Origin of the sequence: Mameliella sp. MMSF_3455 (genome assembly GCF_030733205.1) — a bacterium.
Taxonomy (GTDB): Bacteria; Pseudomonadota; Alphaproteobacteria; order Rhodobacterales; family Rhodobacteraceae; genus Antarctobacter.
Map to the genome: position 1 here is coordinate 20,669 of NZ_JASHJL010000052.1, position 14,678 is coordinate 35,346.

The window sequence follows — 14,678 nt, forward strand, 5'->3', positions numbered from 1 at the left end:
TGTCCCGCCCAAGTGTCCGTTTCCCTGCGCCGGAGCATAGGGATATGCGCCCGGATGTCCGAAGAAACGACTGCCTCAGCGCGCCTTAGCCTTAGCCTAATCTGTCGGGAAGCACCTGATTTCGAGCGGTTTTCCCGGTGCTTGGCGGTGGTCGCCCAATAGTTGGGCGCGGGCGCTGGAAAACTGTGCATGACGGAAATGGGTCGGGTCAGCGCAATTCGTCCAGCAGCGCGTCCAGCATCGTGTCACAGGCCGCCAGCTGGCCGCGTTCGAGGTATTCGTCCGGCTTGTGGCCCTGACCCTCCATGCTGCCCGGGCCGCAAACGACGGTGGGGATGCCGAGGGCATCAAAGAACCCAGCCTCGGTGCCAAAGGCGACCTTGGTCAGTTCCTGGCTCCGCGCAAGGCGTTGGGTCAGCCGCGTGACCTCGGCGTCCGGCGCGGTGTCGAGACCGGGATAGCCTTTGACCTCTTGCAGGTCGATGGCGGCGCCGTGCCGTGCGGCGATCCGGGAGGCCAGCGCCCTGATCCGCGCCATGAGGTCCGCGGGCGCATCGGCGGCAAGGTGGCGGAACTCGAACAGAAGCTCGGCCCGGTCGGGGACGATGTTGAGGACGGTGCCGCCCTTGAGCACACCGGCATGCACGGTGCTGTAGGGCACGGCATACTCCGCGTCGCGCGCGCCGTTCCGGGCCAGATCGTCCTGCAACTCGCGCAGTCCGGTGACAAGCTCTGCCGCAAGGTGCAGCGCGTTGGTGAAGCGGGGCGCCAGCGCCGAATGCCCGACCTCGCCGTGGCATATGGCGCGCAGCCCCTGCTTGCCCTTGTGACCGACGGCAACCTGCATTCCCGTCGGTTCACCGACGATGCAGGCGCGTGGCAGGCCCATGGCCGGTTCCAGTGCGTCGATCATCCGCGAGATACCGACACAGCCGATTTCCTCGTCGTAGGAAATGGCCAGTTTCAGCGGCTCGCGCAGCGGCGTATGCGCGGCCTTGTCCGCCACCGCCAGCATGGCGGCAAGAAAGCCCTTCATGTCCGTGGTCCCGCGTCCGTACAGCCGGTCGCCCTCGGTCGTCAGTTTGAACGGGTCTTTCGTCCACTCCTGCCCCGCGACGGGGACCACATCCGTGTGCGCCGACAGCATCAGGCCCGCGCCTTCCGGCCCGATACTGGCGTACAGGCCGGCCTTGGGTTCTGTCGGGTCCGCCACGCGGGTCACGGCAAAGCCGCGGGTCTTCAGGAAATCCTCGACATAGGCGATCAGCTCCAGATTGGACCGGGTGCTGACGGTGTCGAAAGAGATGAGCCGGTCGAGGATCTCCAGCGTCTGGGTCATTGGGTGAGCGTCTCCAGGATTGCCAGCACCTCGTCCGAACGGGTGGCCGGGTTCACGATGCAGAGGCGAAAGACCATCTCGCCCCGCCAGCGCGTCGGCAGACAGAGCAACGCGCCCGAACGGCGGTGTGTCTCGCCCCATGCGATCATCTGTGCCTCGTCCATGTCTTGCGGGCGGAAGAGGATCACTGTCAATTGCGGGCCAAGCAGCAGGTCGAGGCCCGGCATGGCGTCGATGCCCTTGGCGATGTCCCCGGCGACCTTGCGGGTGGTGGCGATGGCCTTGGCATAGGCATCGGTCCCGTGCACCGCCAACGAGTACCAGAGCGGCAGTCCGCGTGCCCGCCGTGTCAGGTGCAGCGCATAGTCGGACGGGTTCCACTGGGTCTTGTCCACCGTGTCGAGGTAGACCGCCTGTTGCCCATGCGCCGCTGCGCCGTGGCCCGCATCACGATAGAGCAGCGCGCAACTGTCGTAGGGGGCAAAAAGCCACTTGTGCGGATCGACGATCAGGCTGTCGGCCTGTTCGATACCGTCGAAGGCGGGGCGCATCGCGGGATCGGCCAGGGCCGCACCACCATAAGCCCCGTCGACATGCAGCCAGAGACCGTGCTCCTGTGCCAGATCGGCCAGCCCGGCGATGTCGTCCACCGCGCCGCAGTTGGTCGCCCCGCCATTGGCGACGATGGCAAAGGCTTTCTCGGTGACATGAGGCGCCGCCGCCTGCGCGGTCATGCGTCCGGTCTCATCGGCCTCGACGACGACAACCTCCACATCCATGACCCGCGCGACCGCCTGGATCGAACTGTGTGCCTCGGAAGAACACAGGATCGCACCGCGTCCCTCGCCGGGGCGGTTGTGCCGGTGCCATTCGCGCGCGGCGTGCAGGGCCGACAAGTTTCCCAGCGTGCCCCCGGCGACGAACACACCGCCCGCGCTGGCGGGCCAGCCGGCAAGGTCCGCGATCCAGCGCAGCGCCTGGTTCTCGGCGTGGATGGCGCCTGCGCCGCCGTCCCAGTTCCCGGCAAAGATCCCCGCCGCGCCAAGCGCCGCATCGAAACTCAGCGCCGCGCGGCTGGGGGCCGAGGCGACGAAGGACAGGCTCGTGGGATGGCCAAAAGGCCGGGTCGAGGGCACGATGGTGTCCGAAAACAGGCTGAACGCCAGTTCCGCGCCGATGCCTTCGGCGGTGATCGACCCGCCCAGCACGGGTTCCAGCGCGGCGAATGCCTGTGCGCCGTGCTTCGGGTCCGGCCCCTCGGCGATACGCCGTTCGGTCCAGTCCAGGATCTCGCGGGTGGCACCGGGCGGGAAGGGAAAGGGGTCGTCGGTCACTCTGCAGCCAACTCCGTGATCTCGCGGCGGAAGGGCAGGGCGTCGCCGATGTCCTCTCCGTCCAGTTCGCGGGCATAGCGGTGACCGGCATAGGTTGCCCAGGCGATGGGGCCGGGGGCCTCGGCGTCGCCGATGATCCGGACCGTCTTGATCCCCGCATCGGACCAATCCGCCTCGCGCGCTTTCAGGTCGGTATAGACCAGGTTGTTTTCCAGTTTCGAGGCGACGACTACCACCGCGTCGCAGCCCATCTCGGTGGTGCGGTCGGTATAGGTGCAGTTGGTCACGACATGCCCATTGCCGATCTCCGTCACGCCCCGGTTCAGTACGATCTCGACGCCCATCTCGGCCAGCCGCTTGTGGATCGTGTGCTGTTCCAGCGTGTTGACCGTCCAGTCCGACAGATAGGCCGAGGGCGTGACGATCGTCACCTGACACCCCTCCTGCCGCAAGAGTTCGGCCAGTACGCCGCCCATGTAATAGTGATCGTCGTCGTAGATCACGACATGGCCAGGGGGCCGCTTGCCGTCCATGATGTCGTCGGGCGTGTAGATCGACATGCTGCCGTCCATCGGCATCGGTACGACATGCTGGCGGCTGACGCCGTCGCGGCGCCATTTGGCGCCGGTGGCCAGGCAGACGTGTTCAAAGCCGAATTCAAGGATGCTTTCGGCGTCCAGCGCGCTGTCGAAATAGGTTTCGACGTTGGGTTTCTGGCTGATCTGGTATTCGCGGTAATCCGCGACCCGGCCCCAGGCCGACAGGCCCGGCAGCAGCCTCTCGCGTGCCACGCGCCCGCCCAGCGTCGTGCCTGCCTCGGCCAATGCCACGTCATAGCCGCGTTCCGCGAGGGCGCGTGTCGCCTCCAGCCCGGCGGGGCCGGAGCCGACCACCAGCACCGACTGGCTGTCGCCCTTGGCGTTCATGCGTTCCGGGTGCCAGCCCTTGCGCCATTCTTCCATGAAGGTGGGGTTCTGGGTGCAGCGGCTGATCGACATGGTCATGTCGCCGGTGATGCAGATGTTGCAGCCGATGCATTCGCGGATATCGTCGATCCGCCCTTCCTCGACCTTTTTGGGCAGGAAAGGATCGGCGATCGAGGGACGCGCACAGCCGATGGCATCCAAGGTGCCCTGCCGGATCATCCGTGCCATCACATCTGGCGAGGTAAAACGGCCGACCCCCACCACGGGTTTCGACGACAGTTCCCGGATGCCTTTCACTAGAGCTTCTTGCGCGGCCTCCTCCTTGAACCTGCTGGGACCCGAGCAATCCTCCCAGGTGCCATGCGCAAGATCCCAGAGGTCGGGCAGATCCTTGTTCATCTCGACGAATTCGCGCACCTCGGCATTGGAAAAGCCCAGGTCGCCGATGGTTTCGTCCAGCGACACCCGCAGGGTCAGGCCCATCGTGTCCCCCACGGCCTCGCGCATGTCGGCGATCACCTCGCGTGCAAAACGCGAGCGGTTCTCCAGCGAGCCGCCGTATTCGTCATCGCGCATGTTGGTCGCGCGGCTGAGGAAATGCTGGAAGATGCCGAACCCATGTGCGCCGTAGAGGCAGATCAGGTCGAAGCCGGCGGCCTTGGCGCGCTTGGCGGCGTTCACGAACCAGCGGCGCAGGTCCTTGATCTCGTCCTTGGACAGGGCGCGCGCCTGAACCGGGTCATTGGTGAAGGTCCGGATCGGTCCGGGCGAGACCGCCAGCGGCACTTCCTTGGTATAGAGGTTCGGCCCGTTGATCCCGGAATAGGCCAGCTGGATGCCTGCCAGTGCGCCGTGTTCCTTCATCTTGCCGGCCATCTTGGCCAGCATCGGGATGTCCTTGTCCTCCCACAGCCGCAACTCGATGAAAGGCGTGATCTCGGAGGTGTGGTGCATCTCGCACTGTTCTGTGAACACGACGCCCCAGCCGCCCTCGGATTTGATGCCGCGCATGGCGGCTGCGGCGGAGGGATCGCGATAGCCGCCTCCGTTGCAATGCGGCACCTGGTAGAACCGGTTTTTCGCGGTGACCGGCCCGATGGCCAGCGGTTCGAAAAGAATGTCGTAGCGGGGGTCGCGCAAGGTCTGCTCCATTGGCTGTCGGGCGCAGGATAGCGAAAGGGCAAGACGTCGAAAGTCCGCCCTGCGAAAGCGTTGCTTAGGAAGGCGCTAAGCCGGGACGATGGGTTCGCCCCCGATGCGGGCCAGCTTGCCCGCGCGCACGAGCTCCGAGCCAAATTCGATGAACGCACGCACCGCGTTCGACCGGTCGGCGTCCTGTGCCGTCAGGAACCCCATGCGCAGCGGACGCACGCGGCCCGTGATCGGCACGCAGCGCACCGGGTTGCCGTCCGGGGCGCTGTCGCTCAGCGGGCGGACATTGGCGATGGAATATCCGAAGTCATTGGCGACAAGGCTGCGCATCACGGCCATGTCGCGGGTGCGTTCGGCGATCACGGGCTTGCCGCCGACCCCGTCGAAGAAGGACAGGAAGTAGTCGGCGCTGAGCGGCAGATCCAGCAGCACCATCGGGTGGTCCTTGAGTTCCTCGATCGACACGGCATCACGGTCGGCCAGCGGGTGCCCGGTGCCCATCAATGCGATCGGCGGCAGGCGGACGAGGCCGGTGAACTGCAGATCGGCGGGCACATCGAGGTCGTAGGTCAGCGCGAGGTCGATCTCGGACCGGCGCAGGGCGCTGAAGAGTTCGACCTGATTCAACTCGACCTGCCGCAGGCGCACCTCGGGGTATTGCGCCTCGAACCCACGCCGGAGGCCCGGCAGCACCAGTTGCGCGAAGGTCAGCAGGCAGCCGACCGACAGCGGCCCCCGAACCTTGCCCGCGATGTCCCCCGCAATGTCGGTCAGCGCCGCGGCCTCACGCAGCACCAGCCGCGCCTGTTCCATCATCTGCCGACCCCCCTGCGTCAGCGACAGGCCCTGAGCGTGCTGACGCACGAAAAGCGGCAGGCCGAATTCCTGTTCCAGCTGGGCAATGGCGGCGGAAATGGACGGAGAAGACACGTTGATCCGCTCCGAGGCGCGCGCGATGCTGCCCGCCTCGCCCACGGCGACGAAGTATTCCAGTTGCCGGAGGGTGTAGCGCAGCATTCCGCGTCCTTGAACAGTTGGCCCGTTCAAGCTTTGTCCAGACGTCCCGGGGTTGCAAGCGCGCCGAGCGCCGGTCATTCGTCCCCGGGCACCCCGTAAGAGGGCGCTTCGCGCGGGTCCAACGCACGCTGGACGTAGGCGTCCAGTTGCGGTTTGTAGACCTCCCAGGCCCTGGCGACGGCCTCGATGGGACAGTCTTCGGTCCAGTCGCAGCGCAGATCGGCCACGGGCCAGGGGACGCGGTCGACCAGCATCATGCCCGCCGAATGGACCGGTCCTGCCTCGCCGCCCGCCGCCAGCCCGGCGCGCATCGCCGCGATCAGCCGGTCGCCAAGGTGGCCCCGTGCCGCCTCGAACCCGGCGACGATGGCGTCCGGCACCCCGTCGTTGTCCAGCAGGTTGCCGCCCGAGGCCACGTCACGCCCCTGCGCCTGCGTCCAGATCCCCAGCGAGTTCGGGCCCGAGTGAATGGCCGTGCCGCCGGACCCGTCCACCGCCAGCACCTGCCGGTACTCGATGAACTTGCCCCGCACCTGCACCTCGGCCACGGCCTCGGCCGCGCTCATGCCCTTCGCCATCAGGTCCAGCGCCAATGGCCCCAGTGTCGGGTCGGTCACGTTCTGCGAGGCCACGGCGCCGACACCGGCGCGCGCATAGGAACAGCGCGCCGCCACCGCCGGAGAGGACGATGAAATCGCCACGCCGAACATGCCGGTCTCGGCGCAGCGTGCGACAAGCGAAAAAGTCATTTCCGTCCCCTGTGCTTCTTCTCTGCAAAAATACTCAAATCTACGTCCTCAATCCGGGATGACGGCGGTGGCATCGATCTCGACCAGCCACTCGGGCCGCGCCAGCGCCTGCACGACAAGGCCGGTGCAGACCGGGTGCACGCCCTTGATGTATTCGCCCATGACCCGGTAGATCGCCTCGCGGTGACGGACGTCGGTGATATAGACCACCAGCTTGACCACATGGCTCATCTCGCCCCCGGCTTCCTCGACAAGCTGACGGATGTTCTGCATCACCTTGTGGGTCTGCTCGGCGGGATCGTGACTGTCGATGTTCTTTGCCGTGTCCAGGTCCTGCGGACACTGACCGCGCATCCAGACCGTGCTTCCGCCTCGCGTGACGACAGCCTGGCACAGGTCGTTGTCCAGGTTCTGTTCCGGGTAGGTGTCGCGCGTGTTGAACGTGCGGATGCGCTTGTGCGCCATGTCGGTCTCCTGTCGGTGTATCGCGGCGAACATCCCCTTGTGCGGGGGCTGGCGGAAAGAACGGATAGCCTCATCGCGGCTTAGGTCCCCCCTAACCGCGCTTAGCCTAGACCCAACCAAGGCTTCACGAAAACCGTGTTTCGGCGGCGTCCCCGCCGGTCCTAGGGTGCCCGGCATTAATGGATCGGAGGACCGCGGGAATGGAAAGCACGGATACGGTTGTCGTTGGCGGCGGTCAGGCCGGCATCGCCATGAGCGAGCACCTGGGCAAGCTGGGCGTGCCCCATATCGTGCTGGAGCGTGACCGCATCGCCGAACGCTGGCGTACGGGGCGCTGGGATTCCCTGGTGGCCAATGGTCCGGCCTGGCATGATCGTTTCCCGAACATGGAATTCGCCTGCGATGGCGACGCCTTTCCGGACAAGGAAAGCGTGGCCGACTATTTCGCGGCCTACGCCGAGAAGATCGGCGCGCCGGTGCGGACCGGGGTCGAGGTGACCGCGGTGACGCCTCTGGACGGACGGCCCGGTTTCCGGGTGGAGACCTCGCAAGGAGTGATGGAGGCGCGGCATGTCGTGGCCGCCACCGGGCCCTTTCAGCGCCCGGCGATCCCGCCGATCCTGCCCGAGGATGCCGGGCCGATGCAGATGCATTCCAACGCCTACCGCAATCCCGGCCAATTGCCCGAGGGCGCGGTGTTGGTCGTTGGCGGCGGGTCGTCCGGCGTGCAGATCGCCGAGGAACTGATGAAGGCGGGACGCCGTGTTTACCTGTCGATTGGTCCCCATGACCGCCCGCCGCGCCGCTATCGTGGGCGCGACAATGTCTGGTGGCTGGGCGTGCTGGGCAAGTGGAACGCGGACTCGCCCGGCCCGGGGACCGAGCATGTGACCATCGCCGTCAGTGGCGCCGAGGGCGGCAAGACCGTGGATTTCCGCAGGCTGGCGGAACAGGGCATGACGCTTTTGGGTATGACCTCAGGGTATGACGGCGGCAAGTTGCGCTTTGCGCCGGATCTGAAAGCAAACCTCGACAAGGGCGACGCCAACTACCTCTCCGTTCTGGACGAGGCGGACGCCTATATCGCGCGCCACGGTCTGGACCTGCCGGAAGAGCCCGCGGCCCGTACCATCCCGGAGGACCCAGCTTGTGTGCGGGATCCGATCTTGGAACTGGACCTCGCAGAGGCCGGGATCGGCACGGTGCTCTGGGCCACCGGCTACGCCTTCGATTTCAGCTGGATCAAGGCGGACACCTTTGATGATCGCGGCCGCCCGATCCACCAGCGCGGCGTGTCCAAGGAGCCGGGGCTTTATTTCGTGGGTCTGCCCTGGCAGACGCGGCGCGGGTCGTCCTTTATCTGGGGTGTCTGGCACGATGCCAAGTTCATCGCCGACCAGATCGACATCCAGCGCGGCTACATGGCATATCAGGGCAATGCCCGCCGCGTGACAGAGGATGCCTGACGCCCATGAAACTGGCCCTTTACCAGGGGGCACCCACCGATGGCGACATCGACGGCGCCTTTGACCGCATCGAAAAAGTCCTGTCCGCGGCTGGCGCGATGGGCGCGGGCATGGCCGTGTTCCCCGAATTGTTCCTGCCCGGCTACAATCGTCCCGATCTGCATTCCGCCCTGTCACAGGAACAGGGCGCAGACTGGGAGCGGCGCCTGGCCGAACTGTGCCGGGTGACCGGCGTCGGGCTGACACTCGGTTGGGCTGAACGGGACGGTGACAAGGTCTTCAACGCGGCCAGTTGTTTTCACCATACCGGCGCCAAACTGGCGCATTACCGCAAGGTGCAGCTGTTCGGCCCGATGGAGGCGGCGAGCTTTGTGCCGGGCGGGAGCTATTGCACCTTCGACATGGGCGGTTTCCGGGCTGCCCTGCTGATCTGTTACGACGTGGAATTTGCCCATCACGTCACGGTGCTGTCCCGGCGCGGAGTCGACCTGCTGCTGGTGCCGACGGCGAATCCTGCGGGGTTCGAGAATGTCGCCGACGTGCTGGTGCCTGCGCGCGCCTTTGAGAACGCGATCACCGTGGTCTATGCGAATTATCACGGCAGCGAGGCTGGCCTGGCATTTGGCGGTCACTCTGCCATCGTCGGGCCTGATGGGAATCCCCTGGCGCGGGCCGGGACGGGTGAGGCGCTGCTGATCGCCGATCTTGCGCATCGCGACACGATGGATGCGACCTTGCTCAGCACCCAGAAACGGGACCGGCGAGAGATCGAGTAGGCGACTCACACCTTTTCGCTGACCGCGCTCCAGTCGAGGCCAAACCGGGCCAGGTACTTGCGTAGCCTGTCGGCATCATTGGTCGAGGCGCGTTTCGCGCGAGAGGCGGCGAACAGTGTGCGTCCTGCCGCGCTGAGGCTGGCAGAGCTTTGGCAGCAGCGGATCACCTCGGCCAGTTGAACGAGGTCGAACCGGTCGATTTCGGCAGCCGCCTCGCCCAAGACCGTGCGGACAAGTCGTGCATCATCATCCCGCTCGGCGCTGTGCCAGTCGGCCTGCAGGGTCGCGATTTCCTCCTCGACCATCGCCAGGGTAATCCGCCCGCGCGGGGCCAGCACGCACAGACGCCGGATCGACCCGCCGAAGTCACGGAAGTTGCCGGGCCAAGGCGTGCCCGGATCCGAGGCAAACCGCAGGTAGCGGTCCCGCGCATCGGTGTTGAAGCCCACCCTGTTGCCCAGGTCCTTTTCCGCCCGGTCCAGTTCGAACCGCAGGTTGGGTTCAATGTCCTCGCGCCGCTCCCGCAAGGCGGGCAGCCGGAAACTCCACATGTTCAGGCGCGCCAGCAGGTCCGGCCGGAACAGCCCCTGCGACGTCAGCGCGCGAAGGTCGCGATTGGCGCCCGCGATGATCTGGAACCGGCTTGTGACCTCATGATCGGACCCCAACGGGTAAAATCGCCCGCTTTCGATGGCGTGCAACAGGATGCTCTGTTCGTTCAGGCCCAGTTCGTCGACCTCGTCGAGAAACAGGACCCCGCCGTCCGCCTCGCGCAAAAGGCCACTGCGTTCGGTCCCCGCCTGCCCGGTAAAACTGCGTCTCTGGCCGAAAAGCGTGGCGCGCGCATCTTGCCCGCGCAGCGTGGCACAGTTGACATGCACCAGCCGACCTTTCAGTCGGCGCCTGTCCAGTTTCAGCGAATGGATGCGCTCGGCCAGGTGAGTCTTGCCGGTGCCGGTTTCGCCCAAGAGAAGGATCGGTTCGTTGGAATTGCTGGCCACCAGTTCGATCCGGTCGATCAGCGCGTTGTAGGCGGGGTTCAAGGTCTCGATCCCGCCCTTCAACTGATCGCTGTATTCGCGCGACAGCTGGTCGAACCGCTGTTGCAGCGCGTTGTAGCGGCTGAGGTCGAGGTCGATGAGGTCGAACTTGGCCTTGTCCTCCTCCGGCCCGGGCGGGCCGGTCTGGATCAGCCTCGCGGGGATGTGGCGGCTTTCGGTCAGCAGGAACCAACAGATCTGCGCCACATGCGTGCCGGTGGTCAGGTGGACGTGATAGCGTTCACGGTCCTCGTCAAAGCCGTAGCCGCGGGCAAAGTCGAATAGCTTGCCGTAGACCTCCTGGAAATCCCAGGGGTCGGAGAGGTCGAGGTTGCGCAGCATGACCTCTGTCTGCGGATTGGTCCCCTGCACCTCGGTCCGGACGATCTCGGCCAGGGTTTTGAACCGCATGTCATAGAGGATTTCGAGCCGGTCCACGGGAAATCCATCATGCGTGACCAGGCTCACCGTCGGCTTCCAGCGCCGCCTGCGCCCCATGTCGAGCTGCGTTCCGAGGAATCCGAGGACGACGTTGCGCAAGTGCCTATCCAACCCGATAAATCTATATCCGCTGATATCGTACTGGCTTGACACGATTTCGGCAATGTCGGGGATAAGTGTTTCGATTCAGTGTCCTGACTGGATTTCCGATTTCTCTCGGGCAGCCGCGTTGCGCATGGCAAAACATCCTCATCAACAACGAAGGACCAGAGCAATGGCAAACAAATCCGTGTTTGCATCGATGAAGGGCCGGTTGCTGCCGAAAGCGACCGCAAGGAATGTCGAAGGCGCACCGGCCTACGCCTACTCCGATGCACATGCCCTGGCGCAATTGGCGGCCACAGGCACATTCGGTGGCCTGTTCTACCAGTCCGCCCAGGACGAACTGATCCGCGTGGTCGAGCTGGCCGAAAAGGTGGAACCGGAGTTCCTTGCCCGGACGGCGATCTACGCTCGCCAGTCGGGCTACATGAAGGACATGCCGGCGGTGCTCTTGGCGGTGCTGGCGCGGCGCGATCCGGCGCTCTTCCGGGCGGTCTTTGGCCGCGTGGTGGATCACGGCAAGATGCTGCGGACCTTCGTGCAGATCGTGCGGTCGGGCCAGACCGGGCGCAAGTCGCTGGGCTCGGCGCCCAAGGCAATGGTGCAGCACTGGCTGAACACGGCCTCGGACCGGGCCATCCTGAATGCCAACATCGGCAACGATCCGTCGCTGAAGGACGTGATCAGGATGGTTCACCCGAAGCCGGAGAGGGCAGAGCGCGAGGCGCTGTTCGCCTGGATCGTCGGGCGGCCCTGCGACGTGTCGAAACTGCCGGAGGCGGTGCAGGACTGGATGACCTTCAACGAAGGGGCGGAGGGGACATTGCCCGACGTGCCGTTCCAGATGCTGACGCAGCTGCCGCTGACCGCGGACCACTGGGCGCAGATCGCGCAAAAGGGTTCGTGGCAGATGGTGCGCCAGAACTTGAACACCTTCCTGCGCAAGGGCGTCTTTGCCGATGCGCAGATGGTCGAACAGGTCGCGGCAAAGCTGCGTGACCCCAAGGCGGTCTCGAAGGCGCGGGCCTTTCCGTACCAGATGATGGTCGCGGCAAGGCACGCAAGCGACGAGATGCCCCGCGAGATCGTGGATGCGCTGCATGGTGCGATGGAGTTGGCGGTGCGCTATGTGCCGAAGGTCTCTGGCGAGGTCGTGGTCTGTCCGGACGTCTCGGCGTCTATGACGGGGCCGGTGACCGGCTACCGCAAGGGCGCAAGCTCTGCCGTGCGTCACGTGGACGTGGCCGCATTGGTTGCGGCGTCGTTCATGCGGGTGAACCGCAAGTGCCAGGTTCTGCCGTTCGAGGTGAAGGTGCGCAATGCACGCCTGAACCCGCGCGACACGATCCTGACCAACGCGGAACGCCTGTCGGCCTTGGCCGGGGGCGGGACCAACTGTTCGGCACCGCTGCGGCAGCTCAACGAGCGCCGTCGCGCACCGGACCTGGTGGTCTTCGTGTCCGACAACCAGTCCTGGGTGGATGCCCGGGGCGGGCGCCAGTCGACGGCGATGATGCACGAATGGGCGGCTCTGAAACGGCGCAACCCGGGGGCCAGGCTGGTCTGCATCGACATCGCGCCCTACGGCACGACGCATGCGCAGACTCGTGAGGATGTGCTGAACATCGGCGGGTTCTCGGACGCGGTCTTTGACCGGATCGCGGATTTCGCGAAGGGCCGGACAGGGTCCGAACACTGGGTGCAGGAGATCGAGAAGATCGAGCTCTGAGCCCTGACACCAAAGGGTCAGGCGGAATGCCGACGGGACTACATTTTCAGGACATGTACCTGTCTCGTCATTTACTTGTCCGCCTGGCCCACATCGGAAACGAGACACGAAAGGAGCAATGTCCCGGCGAATGCCGGCGGAACTACAGCGCTGTTAACGCCCAGGTTGCGGGTTCGAATCCCGTCGCGGCCGCCACAGACCATCCACAGGCAAGGTATTCCCGTCTGTCGGATCGGTTCCCCAACGGGGATTATGGCCGCGTAGCTCAATCGGAAGAGCAGGTCATGTTTCGCCACCCCTTTGTCGCCGGGACACAATGCCAGGGACCAACCCAGCTTGGCAGAGTGCCCCACCCGGAGTGCGAAAGCCGAAGGTTCAACTCCTTCATCCTTGGGCAACACGATCGGGAGGAATGCCTGCGGGGTTACTTGTCTTTCAACAACGCCAAACCTCGCAACATCTTGTCCTCCCACCCGAATACGAAAGGACGCCCCCGGCGAATGCCGAAGGAACTACATGCCTCCAACCAAACCGGGTCACCGGGCGGTTCGACTCCGCCTTTGGCAATCGCCCAGACGGCAAACGCGCGTCCTGCGCGGGGCGGGTCCCGGAGATGTTTCTTCTCTCTTGTCGCCGGGGGCCATTTACGGAGATCTTTTCATGACGATATCGGATAACGCTGCATTTGATCCGGTCACCGGGCACCACCTGCAGGACTGGGGCCATCGCCCTGGCAAGCATTTCCCCGTGCTGCTGGAAAAAGCCAACGCGATGCGGGCCGAGGGCTATGGACTTGTGCGCATCCGGCAGGAACTGGACGGCATGGCCCCGCCAGAGCCGGACACGCTGGCGCTGCGCGCACCCGGGGATCTTGCCTTTTCCGAGAACATCGAGATTTCGCATCCCGATGAACAGGAGAACGTCGCCAAGGTGCGCGCCACCATGCGCGAACTGATGCGCACGCCCACGATCGAGGCCGGGGCGATCATGCCTGACGCCTGTCCGGCAGGGCCCGAGGGCACGATCCCGGTGGGGGGCGTGGCCGCCGCCAGCAACGCGATTCACCCGGGGATGCATTCGGCCGACATCTGTTGTTCGGTCATGATCTCGGACATGGGCATGGCCGATCCCAAGGCGGTGCTGGATGCCGCGCAGTCGGTCACGCATTTCGGCCCCGGCGGGCGCGCCCAAGGCAAGCGTTATACCCTGCCGGTCGATCTGCTGGACGAGATGCGCGACAATTCCTTTCTCTGTACGCAAAAGATCATGCACATGGCGCAGGCGCACCTGGGGACGCAGGGGGACGGCAATCATTTCCTGTTCGTCGGACGCTCGCGCAAGACCGGGCGCACGGCGATGGTGACGCATCACGGGTCTCGCGGGCCGGGGGCGGTGCTCTACAAGGAGGGGATGATCGTGGCGGAACGCTATCGCCGGGAACTGTCGCCCGAGACACTGAAACAGAATGCCTGGATCCCGGCGGACAGCGACGATGGGCAGGATTACTGGGACGCGCTGCAGATCATTCGCCAGTGGACCAAAACCAACCACGCGATGATCCACGACGCGACGGCAGCGGCTGCCGGCGCCGAGGTGGGTGACCGTTTCTGGAACGAGCACAACTTCGTCTTCAAGCGGGGCGATCTTTACTTTCACGGCAAGGGGGCGACCCCGGCCTGGAAGGACTATGCCGATGACGCCAGCGGGCTGACCCTGATTCCGCTCAACATGGCGCAGCCGGTTCTGGTGACGCGCGGGCTGGATGCGGCCAGCGGGCTGGGGTTCAGCCCGCATGGGGCCGGGCGCAATTTCTCGCGCTCGGAGCATCGCCGCCGCATGGGATCGGTCACGCCCGACCAGATGCTGAAGGCCGAGACCGAGGGTCTGGACATCCGGTTTCACGCCGGGGCGGTGGATGCGTCCGAACTGCCGTCCAGCTACAAGGATGCCGACAGCGTCGTGGCGCAGATCAAGTCCTACGGACTGGCCGAGATCGAGGATTACATCGATCCTTACGGCTGCATCATGGCGGGTGACGTGCCGCCGTTCTGGGCCAAGAAAAGGAAAGCTGCCCGGCGCGGTGCCTGACGGGTGCTGACGGCGGGCCGGGGTGATCCTCCTCTCGGGTGCTTTCGTGCACGG

Annotated in this window: 11 protein-coding genes; 4 read left to right on the plus strand and 7 right to left on the minus strand. The window is 65.3% G+C overall.

Going from position 1 to position 14,678, the window contains the following annotated elements; translation table 11 throughout:
* Positions 1-208: 208 nt before the first annotated feature.
* The 6 genes from argE to RBB42_RS24655 form a co-directional block, all read right to left on the minus strand.
* Positions 209-1,339 carry an acetylornithine deacetylase gene (gene argE, locus RBB42_RS24630; RefSeq protein WP_305967701.1) on the minus strand — a complete coding sequence of 377 codons (1,131 nt, stop codon included), beginning with the start codon at positions 1,337-1,339 and terminating at the stop codon, positions 209-211.
* Positions 1,336-2,673, minus strand: coding sequence for a pyridoxal phosphate-dependent decarboxylase family protein (locus RBB42_RS24635; protein WP_305967702.1), 1,338 nt, complete (start codon positions 2,671-2,673; stop codon positions 1,336-1,338). The genes argE and RBB42_RS24635 overlap by 4 nt, the downstream gene beginning before the upstream one ends.
* Positions 2,670-4,739, minus strand: coding sequence for an oxidoreductase (locus tag RBB42_RS24640; RefSeq protein ID WP_305967831.1), 2,070 nt, complete (start codon positions 4,737-4,739; stop codon positions 2,670-2,672). The genes RBB42_RS24635 and RBB42_RS24640 overlap by 4 nt, the downstream gene beginning before the upstream one ends.
* An 87-nt stretch (positions 4,740-4,826) precedes the next feature.
* A complete protein-coding gene (locus tag RBB42_RS24645) occupies positions 4,827-5,768 on the minus strand; it encodes a LysR family transcriptional regulator (protein ID WP_305967703.1) in 942 nt (313 codons plus the stop codon).
* Positions 5,769-5,842: 74 nt separating this feature from the next.
* A complete protein-coding gene (locus RBB42_RS24650; RefSeq protein ID WP_305967704.1) occupies positions 5,843-6,517 on the minus strand; it encodes a DUF1028 domain-containing protein in 675 nt (224 codons plus the stop codon).
* A 48-nt stretch (positions 6,518-6,565) separates the two neighbouring features.
* Complete coding sequence (locus RBB42_RS24655; protein ID WP_305967705.1) at positions 6,566-6,982, minus strand: RidA family protein; 417 nt, start codon at positions 6,980-6,982, stop codon at positions 6,566-6,568.
* Positions 6,983-7,182: 200 nt separating this feature from the next.
* On the opposite strand from RBB42_RS24655, the gene RBB42_RS24660 reads away from it, so the two are divergent.
* Both RBB42_RS24660 and RBB42_RS24665 read left to right on the plus strand, forming a co-directional pair.
* Positions 7,183-8,448 (plus strand): flavin-containing monooxygenase, encoded by a 1,266-nt coding sequence (locus tag RBB42_RS24660; protein WP_305967706.1) that lies wholly within the window; start codon positions 7,183-7,185, stop codon positions 8,446-8,448.
* Positions 8,449-8,453: 5 nt separating this feature from the next.
* Complete coding sequence (locus tag RBB42_RS24665; RefSeq protein WP_305967707.1) at positions 8,454-9,224, plus strand: carbon-nitrogen hydrolase family protein; 771 nt, start codon at positions 8,454-8,456, stop codon at positions 9,222-9,224.
* Between the two features lie 5 nt (positions 9,225-9,229).
* Here RBB42_RS24665 and rtcR read toward each other — a convergent pair whose 3' ends face one another.
* On the minus strand, positions 9,230-10,804 hold the full coding sequence (rtcR, locus tag RBB42_RS24670) for an RNA repair transcriptional activator RtcR (RefSeq protein WP_305967708.1): 1,575 nt from the start codon (positions 10,802-10,804) through the stop codon (positions 9,230-9,232).
* Between the two features lie 175 nt (positions 10,805-10,979).
* Here rtcR and RBB42_RS24675 point away from each other — a divergent pair, with 175 nt between their 5' ends.
* The gene (locus tag RBB42_RS24675; RefSeq protein WP_305967709.1) at positions 10,980-12,536 is read left to right on the plus strand and encodes a TROVE domain-containing protein; all 1,557 of its coding nucleotides are present in this window, start codon (positions 10,980-10,982) and stop codon (positions 12,534-12,536) included.
* A 660-nt stretch (positions 12,537-13,196) separates the two neighbouring features.
* A complete protein-coding gene (locus tag RBB42_RS24680; protein ID WP_305967710.1) occupies positions 13,197-14,624 on the plus strand; it encodes an RtcB family protein in 1,428 nt (475 codons plus the stop codon).
* Positions 14,625-14,678: the final 54 nt, after the last annotated feature.

Excerpts from the sequence above, each read along its gene's own strand:
- argE (WP_305967701.1), bottom strand. The coding sequence starts at position 1,339 with ATGACCCAGACGCTGGAGATCCTCGACCGGCTCATCTCTTTCGACACC.
- RBB42_RS24665 (WP_305967707.1), top strand. The coding sequence starts at position 8,454 with ATGAAACTGGCCCTTTACCAGGGGGCACCCACCGATGGCGACATCGAC.
- RBB42_RS24645 (WP_305967703.1), bottom strand. The coding sequence starts at position 5,768 with ATGCTGCGCTACACCCTCCGGCAACTGGAATACTTCGTCGCCGTGGGC.
- RBB42_RS24675 (WP_305967709.1), top strand. The coding sequence starts at position 10,980 with ATGGCAAACAAATCCGTGTTTGCATCGATGAAGGGCCGGTTGCTGCCG.
- RBB42_RS24655 (WP_305967705.1), bottom strand. The coding sequence starts at position 6,982 with ATGGCGCACAAGCGCATCCGCACGTTCAACACGCGCGACACCTACCCG.
- RBB42_RS24680 (WP_305967710.1), top strand. The coding sequence starts at position 13,197 with ATGACGATATCGGATAACGCTGCATTTGATCCGGTCACCGGGCACCAC.
- RBB42_RS24650 (WP_305967704.1), bottom strand. The coding sequence starts at position 6,517 with ATGACTTTTTCGCTTGTCGCACGCTGCGCCGAGACCGGCATGTTCGGC.
- RBB42_RS24660 (WP_305967706.1), top strand. The coding sequence starts at position 7,183 with ATGGAAAGCACGGATACGGTTGTCGTTGGCGGCGGTCAGGCCGGCATC.